Source organism: Rhizobium sp. P1_E6, from assembly GCF_056405875.1.
Window position 1 is genome coordinate 58,098 of sequence record NZ_JBFUBG010000021.1, and the last position, 15,157, is coordinate 73,254.

The following is a 15,157-nucleotide window of genomic DNA, read 5'->3' on the forward strand; positions in this document are numbered from 1 at the left end:
ATCTTTCGTCCGGCAATTTCATATAGAAATACCGGCAGCGCGGGGGCGTATGCTGGCGGGGGTTGGAGATGGCTGCGGTGTTGAAGAATATTGGTATCATCGGTGCCGGCCAGATGGGCTGCGGCATCGCGCATGTTTCGGCCGCTGCAGGATATAAGGTTCATATCTACGATCTCTCGCAGGACCGCATCGAATCCGGCCTTGCCACTATCAACGGCAATCTCGCCCGGCTGGTGACGAACGGCAAGATGACGGACGAAGAGCGTAGCGCCGCCCTTTCACACATCACCGGCTCATCCGACATCAATGACCTCGCCCCCTCCGACCTGGTGATCGAGGCGGCGACCGAGGACGAAAGCGTCAAGCGCAAGATCTATACGCAGGTCTGTCCGGTACTGAAGCCGGAAGCGATCCTCGCCACCAACACCTCTTCGCTGTCGATCACCCGGTTGGCTGCAGCAACGGACCGCCCCGAGCGCTTCATGGGCATTCATTTCATGAACCCGGTGCCGGTCATGAAGCTCGTGGAACTGGTGCGCGGCATCGCGACCGAGGAGACCACCTTCTCCGCCGCCCGCGAATTCGTCGCATCGCTGGAAAAGACGGTCACGGTCGCCGAGGATTTCCCGGCCTTCATCGTCAACCGCATCCTCCTGCCGATGATCAACGAAGCGATCTACACGCTCTATGAAGGCGTCGGCACCGTCGATGCCATCGACACCGCCATGAAGCTCGGCGCCAACCATCCGATGGGACCGCTGCAGCTTGCCGATTTCATCGGCCTCGATACCTGCCTTTCGATCATGCAGGTGCTGCATGATGGTCTCGCCGACAGCAAATACCGCCCCTGCCCGCTGCTGGTGAAATATGTCGAGGCCGGCTGGCTCGGCCGCAAATCCGGCCGTGGCTTCTACGACTATCGCGGCGAAACGCCGGTTCCGACCCGCTAAGATCGCCCGTCATCAGATCGGGTGAATGGAACAAACGCCCGAGACATGCTTTCCTTCCGGCGAACGGAAGGAAAATGCCATGTCGAGCGAATTGCCGATGTTTCTGCTGCAGTGCTGCGTCCTGATCGGACTTGCGGGTGTTTTCCTCATCCGCGGCGCCGGCGACTCCTGACTGCCGTCTTTACGATCCGACAGCACCCTTGATCAGCGCCTTGGCATCCTCGCTATCCCATGCAGCGGGACCGTTCATGGCCGAGATCAGGCAGCCCTTGTCGTCAAGCAGCAGCGTGACCGGGAGGCCGAAGGCAAGGCCCTCTTTCTTCAGGTTATTGAACACACCGATCGTGTTGTCGCGGTAGAACTGCAATGCATCGACACCGATTTCGCTGAGAAACGCCTTCGGCTTTTCGTCATCGCCGGTGTCGATATTGACGGGCACGACCTGGAACTTGTCGCTGCCCATCTCCTTCTCCAGCGCGTTCAGTGCCGGCATCTCCTCGCGGCACGGCACGCACCATGTGGCCCAGAGATTGAGAAGCACGGTCTTGCCGGCGAAATGATCGAGCGTCATCGGCTTGCCGTCAGGGCCGTTGAAGGCGACGGTCTCAAGCTTCTTCGGCTGGTTGGCGGCAACCATCGCGGCGACCTGGCCCTTCATGAGCGGCGTCAGATTGGCGGCATGCTCCTTCGTCAGCGGGCATTCGGCCGAGGCGGCATCACTGACGGCATTGCCAATGCCCGTCTCCTTCACGTATACCGCTGCCGCACCGGCAACAATGCCTGCAACGGCGGCGATTGCGATCAGTTTCACGGACGGCAGGCCGAAGGGTTTTTTCGTCATCATTTCATTCTCCAGGACGGGCATCTTCCATGGCCGAGGGCAACACGGACACCAAATCCTCCAACCAGATGTGGGGCGGACGTTTCGCTTCCGGCCCCGATGCAATCATGGAGGAGATAAATGCCTCGATCGGTTTCGACAAGAAGCTGTTTGCCCAGGATATCCGCGGATCGATCGCCCACGCAACGATGCTCGCTCATCAGGGCATCATTTCAACCGACGATAAGGACAAGATCGTTCACGGGCTAAACACGATCCTGTCAGAAATCGAAAGCGGCAATTTCGAATTCTCCCGCCAGCTCGAAGACATTCACATGAATGTCGAAGCCCGGCTCGCGACCTTGATCGGCCCGGCCGCCGGCCGCCTTCATACGGCCCGCTCGCGCAACGACCAGGTGGCGCTCGATTTCCGCCTCTGGGTCAAGGAAGAGCTGCAGAAGACCGAGACCATGCTGACCAGCCTCATCGCGGCCTTCCTCGACCGCGCCGAGGAACATGCAGACAGCGTCATGCCCGGCTTTACCCACCTCCAGACCGCCCAGCCGGTCACCTTCGGCCACCATTGCATGGCTTATGTGGAAATGTTTGGCCGCGACCGCTCGCGCGTGCGCCATGCGATCGAGCACCTCGACGAAAGCCCGATCGGTGCGGCAGCGCTCGCCGGCACCGGCTATCCGATCGACCGCCACATGACAGCCAAGGCCCTTGGCTTCCGTGAGCCGACCCGCAATTCGATCGACACTGTTTCCGACCGCGACTTCGCCATCGAATTCCTGGCGATTGCCGCGATCTGCGCCGTGCATCTGTCGCGCCTTGCCGAAGAAATCGTCATCTGGTCGACGCCGCAATTCGGTTTCGTGCGCCTCTCCGACGCCTTCTCCACCGGCTCCTCCATCATGCCGCAGAAGAAGAACCCCGATGCCGCCGAGCTGGTGCGAGCCAAGACCGGCCGCATCAACGGCTCGCTGATTGCCCTGCTGACGATCATGAAGGGCCTGCCGCTCGCCTATTCCAAGGACATGCAGGAAGACAAGGAACAGGTCTTCGATGCCGCCGAGAGCCTGGAACTGGCGATTGCCGCCATGACCGGCATGGTGCGTGACATGACTGTTAACACAGCGCGCATGAAGGCGGCCGCCGGTTCCGGCTACTCGACGGCAACCGATCTTGCCGACTGGCTGGTGCGCGAGGCAGGCCTTCCCTTCCGCGATGCCCACCATGTCACCGGCCGCGCCGTGGCACTTGCCGAAAGCAAGGGCTGCGATCTCGCCGAGCTTCCGCTCGCCGATCTGCAGGCGATCAATTCCGCGATCACCGACAAGGTCTATGACGTGCTGACGGTCGAGGCCTCTGTCGCCAGCCGCAAGAGCTTCGGTGGCACCGCACCGTCGGAAGTCCGCAAACAGATCGCCTACTGGCGCGCTCGCAACTGAAGCACCTCCGGGTGAAGGGCAAACCGCCTCTCCATCCGGAAATGCGCTGAGCATCAAGCTTCAATAATCAGGGTGCACAAGGTTGATAAACTTCGCTATGAAGATGCCAGCCAGTGCCCGATATGAGGATATCCATGCAGACGAGCTTGCCGCATCTCATCCGCCTTACGGTGGTTTTTGCCGTCATCGGCCTTGCCGTTGCCGGATGCGGCCGCAAGGGCGACCTCGATCCGCCGAGCGCCAATGCGACGAAGGGGGGCGATATCTCCAAGCCGACGAAACAACCAGGTTCCGTCGACAAGCCCTTCATTCTCGATCCCCTTCTCTAAGGCCGGACTCCCGTGAACCATTTCGAGTATCGCGACGGCATCCTCTATGCCGAGAATGTCCCCGTTCCTGAGATCGCCAAGGCGGTCGGCACGCCTTTCTACGTCTATTCGACGGCAACGCTGGAGCGTCACTACCGGGTCTTCTCCGAAGCCTTCAGCGATGTCGATTCCATGGTCTGCTATGCGATGAAGGCCAATTCGAACCAGGCCGTGCTGAAAACGCTCGGCCGGCTCGGCGCCGGCATCGACGTTGTATCCGAAGGTGAACTGCGCCGCGCGCTTGCCGCCGGCATCCCGGCCAGCCGCATCATGTTCTCCGGCGTCGGCAAGACGCCGCATGAAATGGATTATGCGCTGGAAGCCGGCATCTACTGCTTCAACGTCGAATCCGAACCGGAACTGGAGATCCTCAACCAGCGCGCCGTGCGCGCCGGCAAGAAGGCTCCCGTCTCCTTCCGCATCAATCCCGATGTCGACGCCCGCACGCATGCGAAGATCTCGACCGGCAAGAAGGAAAACAAGTTCGGCATATCCTGGGAACGCGCTCGCGCCATCTATGCCCGCGCCGCCAGTCTGCCGGGCATCGTAGTGACCGGCATCGACATGCATATCGGCAGCCAGATCACCGAGTTGCAGCCCTTTGACGATGCCTTCAAGCTGTTGCACGATCTGGTCAGCACGTTGCGCGCCGACGGCCACGATATCCACCACGTCGATATCGGCGGCGGCCTCGGCATTCCCTACAAGGACGACAACAACCCGCCGCCCTCACCGGAGGCCTATGCCGCAATCGTCAAGAACCAGCTTCGCGCCCTGAACTGCAAGATCGTCGCCGAGCCCGGACGCCTGATCGTCGGCAATGCCGGCATCCTCGTGACCGAAGTCATCTATATGAAGGACGGCGGCGAAAAGACCTTCGTGGTTGTTGATGGCGCGATGAACGACCTCATCCGCCCGACCCTCTACGAGGCCTATCACGAGATCATGCCAGTGGTGATTTCGGCAGCCAATGCCCCGCGCATCCGCGCCGATGTCGTCGGCCCCGTCTGCGAGACCGGCGACTACCTCGCCCTCGACCGCGAAATGGCGACGCCGAAGCCCGGCGATCTCCTGGCCGTCGGCACAGCCGGCGCTTATGGCGCGGTTCAGGCCGGCACCTATAACAGCCGCCTTCTGGTGCCTGAAGTGTTGGTCAAGGGCGACGAATTCCATGTCATTCGCCCGCGCCGTACCTACTCGGAGCTGATTGGTCTCGATTCCGTCCCGGCTTGGCTGGACTAACGCATATCGCGCAAAAGTGCGCAGCGGTTTTGCGATAACGAGATGCGTGAGACAAAGATGAAAAGCGTCGCGAGCGCATCCGAAAGATGCACAACACGCTTTGAAGGCCGCAATCACTTTTTGGCGACCGCACGCGAAAAACCGGTATTCACAGGCGCTCGCCCTCGCCTTCGCCACAAAGAGTGTTATCCTTTTCCTTCGCGAGCGTATTGCCCAGCAATCGCCGGAAGCGCCCTCTGTTTCCTGAACGCCAGATCGCGGAGACCGGATTGATGACAAGCCCCGCAAGGCAGAAGAAAGGCGCATTCGCGCTTCAACCCTCTCTGGCGCGGCTGGTGGCGGCAAAACGTTTCCTGGCCAGGATCGTGCTTTTCGCCGAGCAGATCCTTCCGCTGCTGATGCCGGCTGTTGGCGTCGTCGCGATCTATCTCTCGATCTCCTGGTTCGGTTTTTTCCGCCTCGTGCCTGACTGGCTGCGCATTCTTCTCCTGATTGCCTTTGCTCCTGGTTTCCTTGCTTCGCTACTGCCACTGCGCAATCTTCGCTGGCCGCGGGTGGTTGAGGCCGACCGCATGCTTGAAGAGCGCAACGGCCTGCCGCACCAGCCCGTCATGGTGCAGGAGGATGAGCCGGCCTTCGATACACCGTTCTCCCGCGCCTTGTGGCGCGAACACCAGACGCGAATGGCGCGGAAGATCGCAACGCTCGACGCCGGCCTGCCGCAGCCCGATATCGCCCGGCACGATCGCTTCGCACTGCGCGCCATTCCGGCGCTGCTGGTCGTCACCGCCTTCGGCTATTCCACGTCGATCAATGGCGGGTCCATCGCCGATGCACTGCAGTCGGCACCCGCTCAGGTAAAGAGCGATCCGGCCGTGCGCATCGATGCGTGGGTGACCCCGCCATCCTATACCGGCCGCCCGCCAATTTATCTGACAGCCGATGGCAGCGAACAGGCGCCGATCGGCATTCCGCAGTTTTCCAGCCTGACGGTGCGTGTCAGCGGCGGCCAATCGGCCGAGAAGGTCATCTTCAGGAAGGCTAATGGCGAAAGCCAGGAAATCGCAGTTCAGGAAGACACTCGGCCACAGCTGCCGACTACAAACGTAAATGCAGAGCAGGCCTCAGGCGCGCCCACAGCACCCCAGTTGATGGCGCAGACGCACATCATGAAACTTGAGGAGAATGGCGCGCTGCAGGCGAACGGCCGCACCTGGAATTTCGACGTGCTGCCCGACAAGGCACCGGAAATCGCCTTCGACGGCATGCCGCGTCGCGCCGTCAACGGCGCGTTGGAAGTCGGCTTTACGGTGAAGGACGACTACGGCGTGCAGGAGGCCCATGCCGAGATCGTGCCCGTCGAATCCGATCCGGCCGCAACGCCGCTCTATCCGCTGCCGGAATTCAAGCTGGACATTCCCCGCCGCAATGCGCGTGACGGCAAAGGCCTGACGAGCAAGAACCTGACCGAACATCCACTCGCCGGCAAACGCGTGCGCATCACTCTCGTCGCCAAGGACGCCGCGGGGCAGACGGGTCGCAGCCCGCCCTATGAGATGATCATGCCGTCGCGTCCGTTCAGCGAGCCCTTGGCTGCGGCCGTCGCCGAAGAGCGACAGACCTTCGCTCTCGATACTCGCAAAATGCCGGATGCGATCGCGCTCAACGAAGCACTGACGATCCGGCCGGAGGAGACGATCCCGAACACCACTCATTACCTGTTGATCGAGTCCGCGCTGACCCGCATGAAGCTCGCCAAGGGCGATGAGCAGCTCAAGGATACGGCCCAGTATCTCTGGGACATTGCCCTCGGCATCGAGGAAGGCGATCTTTCGCTTGCCGAGCGTCGCCTGCGCGACGCCCAGCAGAATCTTGCCGATGCACTGAACCGCAATGCGCCGGACGCCGAGATCAAGAAGCTGATGGACGAACTGCGCAAGGCGATGCAGGACTATATGAGTGAGTTGGCACAGCGCCTGCAGAACATGCCGATGCAGCCCAACCAGAACGCCCAGAATTTCCTGCGCCAGCAAGATCTGCAGCGCATGATGGACCAGATCGAAAACCTGGCACGCTCCGGCAATCGCGATGCCGCCCAGCAGATGCTTTCGGACCTCCAGCGGCTGATGAACAACCTGCAGACGGCCCGCCCGCAGCGCGGCCAGCAGCAGCAGGAAAACAGCCAGATGACGCAGCAGATGGACAAGCTGGGCCAGATCCTGCGCGATCAGCAGAAGCTGATGGACCAGACCTTCCGCCTCGACCAGCAACTCCGCGACCGCATGCAGCGCGGTGATCCCAATATGGACGACATGATGCCGGGCGAGGAAGGCGAGCAGCAACAGGGTCAGCAGGAACAGCAAGGCCAGAAACCCGGTGACCAGATGACGGCCGAGCAACTGCGCGAAGCATTAAAGCAGCTTCGTGCCCAGCAGGACGCGCTCGGCAAGCAGTTGCAGGAACTACAGAAGAGCCTCGGCGATATGGGCATGAAGCCGGGCGAAGGCTTTGGTCAGGCACAGCGCGAAATGGAAGGCGCTGGCCGCGACCTCGGACAGGGTAACGGCAGCAGCGCACTGGAAGGTCAGGGCCGGGCCCTCGAAGCCTTGCGCAAGGGCGCTCGCGACATGATGAGCCAGATGATGCAGGCGCAGCAGGGCCAGCAAGGACAGCAGGGTCCAAACGGCCAGCTCGGCCAGGGCAACCAGAACGGCCGCGATCCGCTGGGCCGCCCGCGCCAGACCGATCTCGGACCGGATATGAACAACGATGTGAAGATACCCGACGAGATCGATGTTCAGCGCGCCCGAGAGATTCTGGACGCTATCCGCGAGAAGCTCGGCAACAATCCGACCCAGGCGATCGAGCGGCAATATCTCGAGCGGTTGCTGGATATTCAGTGATACTGAGAGAGAATGCAGATTGCCGGCGTGCCTGTCGGCACGCCCGCGCCGTCAAATATCAGGCCACCAGCGCTCGCGCTACGGCCTTTCGGATATCCGGCAGGGCGAACGGCTTCGGTACGACATCGATGATTTTTTCTGCGAGATCGTCGGCCCGTTCGCGCTGTTCGGCATAGCCGGTCATCAGCAGAATTTTTAACGCTGGAAATGCGTCCTTCGCCTGATGCGCAAGTTCGATGCCGTCCATAACCGGCATACGGATATCGGAAAGCAGCAAGTCGTAATTGCCGCCCTTCAGCTTTTCCAGCCCTTCCGCCCCATCGGCGGCTTCATCGGTCTCATGACCGTCAAGGCGTAGTGCCCGGGCTACGAAAGTGCGAAGGGAATCTTCGTCTTCCGTGATCAGAATTTTTGCCATCTGTGCATTGCTCCGTCGTCATGCCCCGCGACGGAGATCGCATGCGGTTCCCTAGCGATCGGTAAACATGCCAAGCCGATCGGCGAAATGGTTAACAAGCCGTCTTGAAGCAAGACACCTTACGCGTCACCGGTAACCACGCCGACAAAGGGGAGTTCGCGGAAGGCGTAGGCGACATCCATGCCGTAGCCGACAACGAAATAATCGGGGCACTCGAAGCCCACATAGTCTGCTTCCAGCTGTTCCTTACGCTTGACTCGCTTGTCGAGCAGCACGGCGATGGTAACGTTGCGTGCACCGCGCTCATAGAGCAGTTCCTTGGCAAACAGTAGCGTGCGGCCGGATTCGAGGATGTCGTCGATGAGCAGAACGTCACGGTCCTTCACGTCGCTGTCGATGTCCTTAACGATGCGCACGCCCTGCGAAACCGTGCCCGCGCCGTAGCTTGAGAGCGTAATGAATTCCACCTCGGGAGCAAGGCCTGTATCATGCAGGGCGCGCAGCAGATCGGCCGCGAAGATGAACGAGCCCTTGAGCACGGCAATGACCAGCAGATCCTTCGTCGGGCCGGCGGCGATATCCTGCGCCATGGAATGATTGCGCTCGGCAATCTGCTCGGCAGTGAAGAGCGGCTCGATGTTTTTTCCGCGCACGACAGGCATAAAGGCTTGCTCCACAAAAAGAAGGGTAAGCCGTTAGCACATTAATTCCGTCGAAACACCCCGGAAGGACAGGTTTTCCCACCGATCGACCTAAAAACGCCACTCGGCGCTCAAGGCATGAAGGAAAGCCTGATATCCGGCACCTTGCCGCCGGCATGCTGAACACGGGCCGAAAAACCGCGGCTTTGCCCGGCATAAATGGCATCCGTCGGCGGCGTGATGACGATGCTCGCCATCAGCCGCTCATCGGTCACGAGATCGGCGCGGATAGGCCGCACCGATTGCGTCACACCGCTCTCATTCTCGATGATGCCGTTGATGAGCAGGATGCGCATGCCATTGGCATCGCGCGGCGTGATCGTGACATGCGAGAAGTGAAGGCCGGCGGCGGAAGCCTCCCCCCGCGAAAGGCCGGAGAACCCACCGGCAAGCCCGAAGACCAGAACGAAGAGCGAAATCACCAGTGCCGCAAAACCGCGCAGCGACGCACGTTGCAGCCAGATCTCCGTACCACGGAGGATCGCGGCGGCAGCAGCAAACAGGACCGGCGGCTGGGTGTTGGGTGGGGCGCTGCGACGGCGTTTGTCGTTATGGGTCGTGTCGCGGGCACCGGCAGATGCGCCTTGCGGCCGCGCCTTACCGACAACAATGAACTCGGCATCGGCAACGTCATCCCTGCGCGGCAAGCGTCGGGTCCGTCGGATAGTTGGTTCCGGCGGCAGAAAATCATAGGCCCGGCCGGCGGTCTGTCGTCTGAAGGAGGATGCTTCCATGGTGGCGACCTCTCGGATGTCCACATGGTTTCACTGCTCAAGACAATCTTGGCATTGAAACGAATCCGCCCCAGTCGTAAATTTCAATAGTTAATGCTTCGCAAAGATCGCCATCAAACGGGCGTCTTTTCGGCAAAATTTACCTGCTGTTAACGGTGTTGGTTAACAAGTCATGCGGTGAAACCACGAAAGACTGAGCTGCCCGTTGATCCACTTTGAGAATGTCGGTTTGCGATATGGCATGGGTCCGGAAATTCTCCGGGACCTGACCTTCGACATCCCGAAAAAGTCCTTCCAGTTTCTGACCGGCCCTTCCGGTGCCGGCAAGACCACGCTGCTGCGCCTGCTCTTCATGTCGCTGCAGCCGACACGCGGCCTGATCCGCATGTTCGGCCGCGACATCTCCGAGATCCCGCGCCCTGAGTTGCCGCTRCTGCGCCGTCGTGTTGGCATCGTCTTTCAGGATTTCCGCCTTCTCGACCACCTGACGACATATGAGAATGTCGCCCTGCCGCTTCGCGTGCGTGGCAAGGACGAGAGCACCTACAAGACCGACGTGCTGGACCTGCTGAAATGGGTTGGCCTCGGCGAACGCATCAATGTTCTGCCGCCGGTACTATCAGGCGGTGAGAAACAACGCGCCGCGATCGCCCGCGCGCTGATGGACCGGCCGGAAGTGTTGCTTGCCGACGAACCGACCGGCAATGTTGACCCGCCGATGGCCAAGCGCCTGCTGAACCTCTTCATGGAACTCAACCGTCTGGGCACCGCAGTGGTGATCGCCACCCACGATCTCTCGCTGATGGACCAGGTGGAAGCCCGCCGCATGATTCTCTCGGAAGGGCATCTCGATATTTATGACTAAGACGCCCACCAGGACCCGCGCGAAAAAGGCACCTGCCGCCGTTGCTGCCCAGCAGCCCAAGCGGCCGGAGATGCGCGTGCGCCCGACGGCGCCGATCCTGCCGCCGACGAATATTCAGGGCAATGCGCTGATGGTGGTGATCGCCATCATGGCTTTCCTGGCCTGCCTGACACTCGGCGGCGTCAGCATGGTCCGCTCGACGGCGGCGAGTTGGGAAAGCCAGATTTCCCGGGAGATTACCATCCAGATCAAACCTGACGATAATCTGGATATGGACAAGGCCCTGATTAAGGCCCGCGATATTGCCCTGACCTTCGTCGGCACCAAGAGCGGCCAGATCGTTGACGAGGCCGCCACGGCGCGCCTTCTCGAGCCCTGGCTCGGCAGCGGACTGGATATCAAGGAACTGCCCGTGCCGCGTCTCGTCATCATCACCATCGATGAGAGCCGTCCGCCGGACTTCGCAGCGATGCGGGATCTTCTGAAAGAGAGCATTCCGCAGGCTTTTCTCGACGATCACCGCACCTGGGTTGACCGCCTGGTTGCGATGGCCCGCACCACCGTCATGATCGGCACCGGCATCCTGCTGCTCGTCTTCACCGCCATGGTGCTGACGGTGGTCTTCGCCACACGCGGGGTACTCTCCGGCAACCGCCACATCATCGAAGTGCTGCATTTCGTCGGCGCGGAGAGCTCCTTCGTCGCAACGGAATTCCAGAAGCATTTCCTGAAGATCAGCCTCAAAGGCTCGGCAATCGGCAGCGCACTGGCCGCACTCTTCTTCGCCGCAGCAGGCTTTCTGCAGAGCAGGACCATCGCCACACCCGAGACCGATCAGGCGACAGCTCTTTTCGGCACCTTTTCGGTCGGGGCGCTCGGCTATCTCGGCATCTTCGCGACTATGATTGTAATCGCATTGCTGACGACCGTGACCGCACGGCTCACCGTCATGCGCACGATCTATGAAATCGATACATTGCGCTCCGATCCGACGCGTGCGGACGGTATCGCGAATTAGATACCGCCATGCCGTTTTGCCATGAAAGCGTCTGTTCTGCGCCGCAATCAGCGTATAATCACGACTCATGACGATGGGCCATACGACACGCAATCCGATTCGCCCGGACCCGGAGCTGGATGGCCCCGATAGCGTCTCGCCGCGGCGTGGCCCGATTCGCCGCGTCTTGCGCTGGCTGGGCTTTTCCTGCGTGTTGATCGCCGCGCTGATCTTCGGCGGCTTTTTGCGCTTTGCAGATTCGGTGACGACCCTGAAGCCACCTGCCGAGCCGCGGGCCGACGCGATCATCGTGCTGACCGGCGGCTACCAGCGCATCGATCAGGCCGTAGAACTCCTGCAGAAAGGCGCAGGCAAGCGGCTGTTGATATCGGGCGCGCACCCCTCCACCACGCCAACGCAGATCCGCAAGATGACTCAAGGCTCGGCCGATCTCTTCTCCTGCTGCGTCGACATCGGTTACGACGCGCTCGATACGATCGGCAATGCAGAGGAAGCCTCGAACTGGATTCATGCCAAGGGCTACAGGAGCATTTTGGTCGTCACCAACAACTACCATATGCCGCGCAGCCTCGCCGAGCTCTCCTATGTCGATCCCGACATTCAATTCATCCCCTATCCTGTCGTCAATTCCGATCTGAAGACGCGCGATTGGTTCACCGATCCGAACGCACTACGCGTCATGCTGGCCGAATACGCCAAGTTGCTGCTGGCAGGTGCGCGCAACATCGTCGGCCTGCGTCATACGGGCTTGCGTTCTGCCAACCTGACCGGCCAGAGCTGAGGCTTTTACCCGCTCCGGCAATCAGACGCTTTTTATGGCGGGCAATATCGTGTAGGTCGGTCGGCGTGACCGTGCCTCGGGAAAGTTTCATGATCGCCCTGCGTTCCGTTCTGTTCAACACGATCTTCTACGCCAACCTCATCATCAGGATGATCGTGCTCTCCCCCTTTTACTTCATCGCGCCGCGCAAGATCGCCTACAGCGTTCCCAAGAACTGGGCGCGCTCGAACCACTGGCTGATGCGAGTGATCGTCGGCACCACGTTCGAGATCGAAGGCCTGGAGAACCTGCCTGACGGCAGCTACATCATTTCACCGAAGCACCAGTCCTTCTGGGACACTTATGCGCTGCTGCCCAACCTCAAGGACCCGGTCTATATCCTCAAGCGCGAGCTGATGTGGATCCCGCTTTTCGGCTGGTATGCCAAGAGGCAGCGCATGATCCCGGTCGACCGCGGCGCCCGCGGCAAGGTGATGGTGGAGGTGCTGAAGCGGACCAAGGAAGAACTTGCGACCGGCCGCCAGCTCATCATCTATCCCGAGGGCACGCGCCGCCCGCCGGGCGCCGAGCCAATGTACAAATATGKCATCGCCCGCATGTATCGCGACCTGCAGCTTCCTGTCGTACCCATCGTCATGCATCCCGGCCTGTTCTGGCCCCGCCGCAGCACCATGCGTTATCCCGGTCATTTCAAGGTGCAGATCCTGCCGCCCATCATGCCCGGCATGGATCCCGACGCCTTCTTTGCCCATCTGATCGACGTGACGGAAAGCGCCAGCGACCAGCTTCTGATCGACACGGTCGAACGCAACCCGCATGTGCCGCTGCCACCGACGGCGGTGGAACGGCTAGCCCAGCTGCGCAAGGCAAAGGCTGCAACGGCTTAAGCGGCGGCGCGCAGCCGCGTGACTTCCTCGACCACCTGTTCCAGCCACTGGTCGCGAATACCCATGTCCTTCAGATGGGAAAGTGTATTGAAGACATAGGCATCGTTCGGCCCTGACTGGCCGACCGACACATTGACGACCCGCGCTGCGGCAAACGCATCCAGCGCGCCGGCGTATTGCTCATGGGCGCGGTCGACGACATAGGCGACCGCCTGCGCGCTGCGGCCTTCCGGAAGTTGCAGCCGCAAATGCTTTTCCAGGTAGACATTGGTGACGAGTTCGCGGGCGCGCAGATAGTCGATGACCTCGTCCCACTTTTCCGGTGCGACGCGAAAAGCCATGCCGCGGCAGGCGCCGCCCCTGTCGAGGCCAAGAACGAGACCGGGATTTTCACGGCTGCCGCGATGAACGAAAGAACGGACGCAAAGCGAGCGCCGATAGCCGTAAACCAGGGCTTGCGATCGCTCTACGAATTCGAAGCCCGGATTCCACATCAACGAGCCGTAGCCAAATACCCAAAATTCGTCCATATCGCACGCCAGATCAAAATCAGATTTCGTTTTCACCATTGGAGAACATCATGGCAGCGTCAAGCCAATCCGGCAGCGGCCAATACCGCAGCGGTAGGAAATTCTGGTTGCTGGGCGGCGCCATTCTTCTGGTGATCGCGCTTTATACGGGCGGCTGGTTCTATGCGGCCTCCGCGCTGAAACAGACCGTGCTGACCGCAATCGCACCCCGCGCCGATGCTGGCGTCAGTGGCGAGTGCTCCGGCATCGAATTCCGCGGCTTTCCTTTCCGCATCGGACTTTTTTGCTCCAAGGTGGATGTGGACGATAATGTGAACGGCATCTCGGCCACCTTCGGGGCGCTTCGCTCCGCCGCCCAGGTCTATGCCCCCGGCCATATCGTCTGGGAACTCGACGCGCCGGCCGAAATCCGCACCGCGCAGGGCCTGACGGTCAATGCCCAATGGGACAATCTGCAATCGAGCCTCACGACCAAGGCGCAGGGCATCGACCGCACCTCGACCGTGATTGATGGATTGAAAGCGGTGGCCGTCTCCTCCTTCACCGGACAGACCGTGAATTTCGATGCCGCCCGCACCGAAATCCACCTGCGGCAGAACGGAGCGGATCTCGACGGCGCAATCTCGGTCGAAAACTCCAATGCCGCGATCAAGGACTGGCCCCAGGTCTTCCCGAAATTCTCCGCCAGCGCCGATCTGACGCTAACAGGCAAAGCCGGTATGATCGACGGCACCGACAAAGAGGGTATCCACGGCTCGCAGGGTGAGCTTCGCCGGATCGTCGCCGATATCGGCGACGGCAAGGTGATGACCGTCTCCGGCCCCTTCGCCTTCGACGAACAGGGCTTCCTTTCCGGCAAGTTCAAGCTGGAGATCGAACAGCTCGGCCCGTGGGGCACAAGCATCAAGCAAGCCTTTCCCGAGGTGGCTTCGACCGTCGATACGGCAACGAAGCTCCTGAAGGCACTTGCCGGCGGTGGCGACAAGGTTTCCGTCGATCTCGTCGTCGATCACGGCAACGCAACGGTGAGCGGCTTCATCCCGCTCGGCAAGATCCCGCCGATCTAACCGATCGTCTTGAGGAAAAACACTTCCGGCACCGTCTGGATGCCGGGGAGTCCGATCGATCCTGTCTCGGAAAAGCCGTTGCGCCGATGCCAGTCCTGCGGGCGGCTCTCGTCGCATTCGCTCGACGTCATCAGGAGACGCGCGCCGCTCTCGCGCATTTCCTTCTCCCAGGTGAGAAACAGTGCCGTCCCGACGCCGGACCGGCGATGGCCATCCAGCACGCGGATCATTTCCATGTAGGGGATCCTGCCCCAAAAGCGGGAGAAACGCAGGAAGCCGACAATCTCAGCCTGCTCGCGGGCGATCAGATATTCGCCGAGATCGATGCAGCGAGAAATCCAGGCCTCGCCGACATGGCTGTCTTCGCGGAACAGCCATTCCTTGTCTTTCCGGCCCGGTTTCGCGATCTCCACCACGAG

At 60.9% G+C, this 15,157-nt stretch carries 16 protein-coding genes; 10 read left to right on the forward strand and 6 right to left on the reverse strand.

Annotation, left to right across the window (positions count from 1 at the left end):
* The first annotated feature begins 68 nt into the window (after positions 1 to 68).
* Positions 69 to 950, forward strand: coding sequence for a 3-hydroxybutyryl-CoA dehydrogenase (locus AC1D35_RS13350; RefSeq protein WP_477852238.1), 882 nt, complete (start codon positions 69 to 71; stop codon positions 948 to 950).
* 181 nt (positions 951 to 1,131) lie between these two features.
* Here the strand turns inward: AC1D35_RS13350 and tlpA are convergent, their stop codons facing one another.
* Positions 1,132 to 1,794, reverse strand: coding sequence for a thiol:disulfide interchange protein TlpA (gene tlpA / locus AC1D35_RS13355; protein WP_113308278.1), 663 nt, complete (start codon positions 1,792 to 1,794; stop codon positions 1,132 to 1,134).
* Positions 1,795 to 1,820: 26 nt separating this feature from the next.
* Between tlpA and argH the strand changes: the two genes are divergently transcribed.
* The 4 genes from argH to AC1D35_RS13375 all read left to right on the forward strand — a co-directional run bounded on the left by argH (position 1,821) and on the right by AC1D35_RS13375 (position 7,737).
* Positions 1,821 to 3,224, forward strand: a complete 1,404-nt coding sequence (argH, locus tag AC1D35_RS13360) for an argininosuccinate lyase (RefSeq protein WP_113308211.1) — start codon at positions 1,821 to 1,823, stop codon at positions 3,222 to 3,224.
* A gap of 134 nt (positions 3,225 to 3,358) precedes the next feature.
* Positions 3,359 to 3,553 carry an LPS translocon maturation chaperone LptM gene (gene lptM, locus AC1D35_RS13365; RefSeq protein ID WP_113299082.1) on the forward strand — a complete coding sequence of 65 codons (195 nt, stop codon included), beginning with the start codon at positions 3,359 to 3,361 and terminating at the stop codon, positions 3,551 to 3,553.
* Positions 3,554 to 3,565: 12 nt separating this feature from the next.
* A complete protein-coding gene (gene lysA, locus AC1D35_RS13370) occupies positions 3,566 to 4,834 on the forward strand; it encodes a diaminopimelate decarboxylase (protein WP_113308212.1) in 1,269 nt (422 codons plus the stop codon).
* A 272-nt stretch (positions 4,835 to 5,106) separates the two neighbouring features.
* Positions 5,107 to 7,737, forward strand: coding sequence for a TIGR02302 family protein (locus tag AC1D35_RS13375; RefSeq protein ID WP_113308213.1), 2,631 nt, complete (start codon positions 5,107 to 5,109; stop codon positions 7,735 to 7,737).
* 58 nt (positions 7,738 to 7,795) lie between these two features.
* Here the strand turns inward: AC1D35_RS13375 and AC1D35_RS13380 are convergent, their stop codons facing one another.
* From AC1D35_RS13380 to AC1D35_RS13390, 3 genes are all read right to left on the reverse strand, one after another.
* Positions 7,796 to 8,155, reverse strand: coding sequence for a response regulator (locus AC1D35_RS13380; RefSeq protein WP_113299085.1), 360 nt, complete (start codon positions 8,153 to 8,155; stop codon positions 7,796 to 7,798).
* A gap of 119 nt (positions 8,156 to 8,274) precedes the next feature.
* Positions 8,275 to 8,817 carry a hypoxanthine phosphoribosyltransferase gene (gene hpt, locus AC1D35_RS13385; RefSeq protein ID WP_113299086.1) on the reverse strand — a complete coding sequence of 181 codons (543 nt, stop codon included), beginning with the start codon at positions 8,815 to 8,817 and terminating at the stop codon, positions 8,275 to 8,277.
* Between the two features lie 110 nt (positions 8,818 to 8,927).
* Positions 8,928 to 9,590 carry a hypothetical protein gene (locus tag AC1D35_RS13390; protein WP_113308214.1) on the reverse strand — a complete coding sequence of 221 codons (663 nt, stop codon included), beginning with the start codon at positions 9,588 to 9,590 and terminating at the stop codon, positions 8,928 to 8,930.
* Positions 9,591 to 9,795: 205 nt separating this feature from the next.
* Here AC1D35_RS13390 and ftsE point away from each other — a divergent pair, with 205 nt between their 5' ends.
* From ftsE to AC1D35_RS13410, 4 genes are all read left to right on the forward strand, one after another.
* Positions 9,796 to 10,455, forward strand: coding sequence for a cell division ATP-binding protein FtsE (ftsE, locus tag AC1D35_RS13395; protein WP_113299088.1), 660 nt, complete (start codon positions 9,796 to 9,798; stop codon positions 10,453 to 10,455).
* A gap of 70 nt (positions 10,456 to 10,525) precedes the next feature.
* Positions 10,526 to 11,473, forward strand: coding sequence for a cell division protein FtsX (locus tag AC1D35_RS13400; protein WP_477852280.1), 948 nt, complete (start codon positions 10,526 to 10,528; stop codon positions 11,471 to 11,473).
* A 67-nt stretch (positions 11,474 to 11,540) separates the two neighbouring features.
* The gene (locus tag AC1D35_RS13405) at positions 11,541 to 12,254 is read left to right on the forward strand and encodes a YdcF family protein (RefSeq protein ID WP_477852241.1); all 714 of its coding nucleotides are present in this window, start codon (positions 11,541 to 11,543) and stop codon (positions 12,252 to 12,254) included.
* An 89-nt stretch (positions 12,255 to 12,343) separates the two neighbouring features.
* Positions 12,344 to 13,141 (forward strand): lysophospholipid acyltransferase family protein, encoded by a 798-nt coding sequence (locus AC1D35_RS13410; RefSeq protein WP_477938687.1) that lies wholly within the window; start codon positions 12,344 to 12,346, stop codon positions 13,139 to 13,141.
* Here the strand turns inward: AC1D35_RS13410 and AC1D35_RS13415 are convergent.
* Complete coding sequence (locus tag AC1D35_RS13415; protein ID WP_113308216.1) at positions 13,138 to 13,671, reverse strand: gamma-glutamylcyclotransferase; 534 nt, start codon at positions 13,669 to 13,671, stop codon at positions 13,138 to 13,140. The genes AC1D35_RS13410 and AC1D35_RS13415 overlap by 4 nt on opposite strands.
* A 50-nt stretch (positions 13,672 to 13,721) precedes the next feature.
* Between AC1D35_RS13415 and AC1D35_RS13420 the strand changes: the two genes are divergently transcribed.
* Positions 13,722 to 14,738: a DUF2125 domain-containing protein gene (locus tag AC1D35_RS13420; RefSeq protein WP_113308217.1), complete on the forward strand. Its 1,017-nt coding sequence runs from the start codon at positions 13,722 to 13,724 to the stop codon at positions 14,736 to 14,738.
* Here AC1D35_RS13420 and AC1D35_RS13425 read toward each other — a convergent pair.
* Entirely contained in the window at positions 14,735 to 15,154 is a 420-nt protein-coding gene (locus tag AC1D35_RS13425) for a GNAT family N-acetyltransferase (RefSeq protein WP_113308218.1), read from the reverse strand. The genes AC1D35_RS13420 and AC1D35_RS13425 overlap by 4 nt on opposite strands.
* Positions 15,155 to 15,157 lie beyond the last annotated feature (3 nt).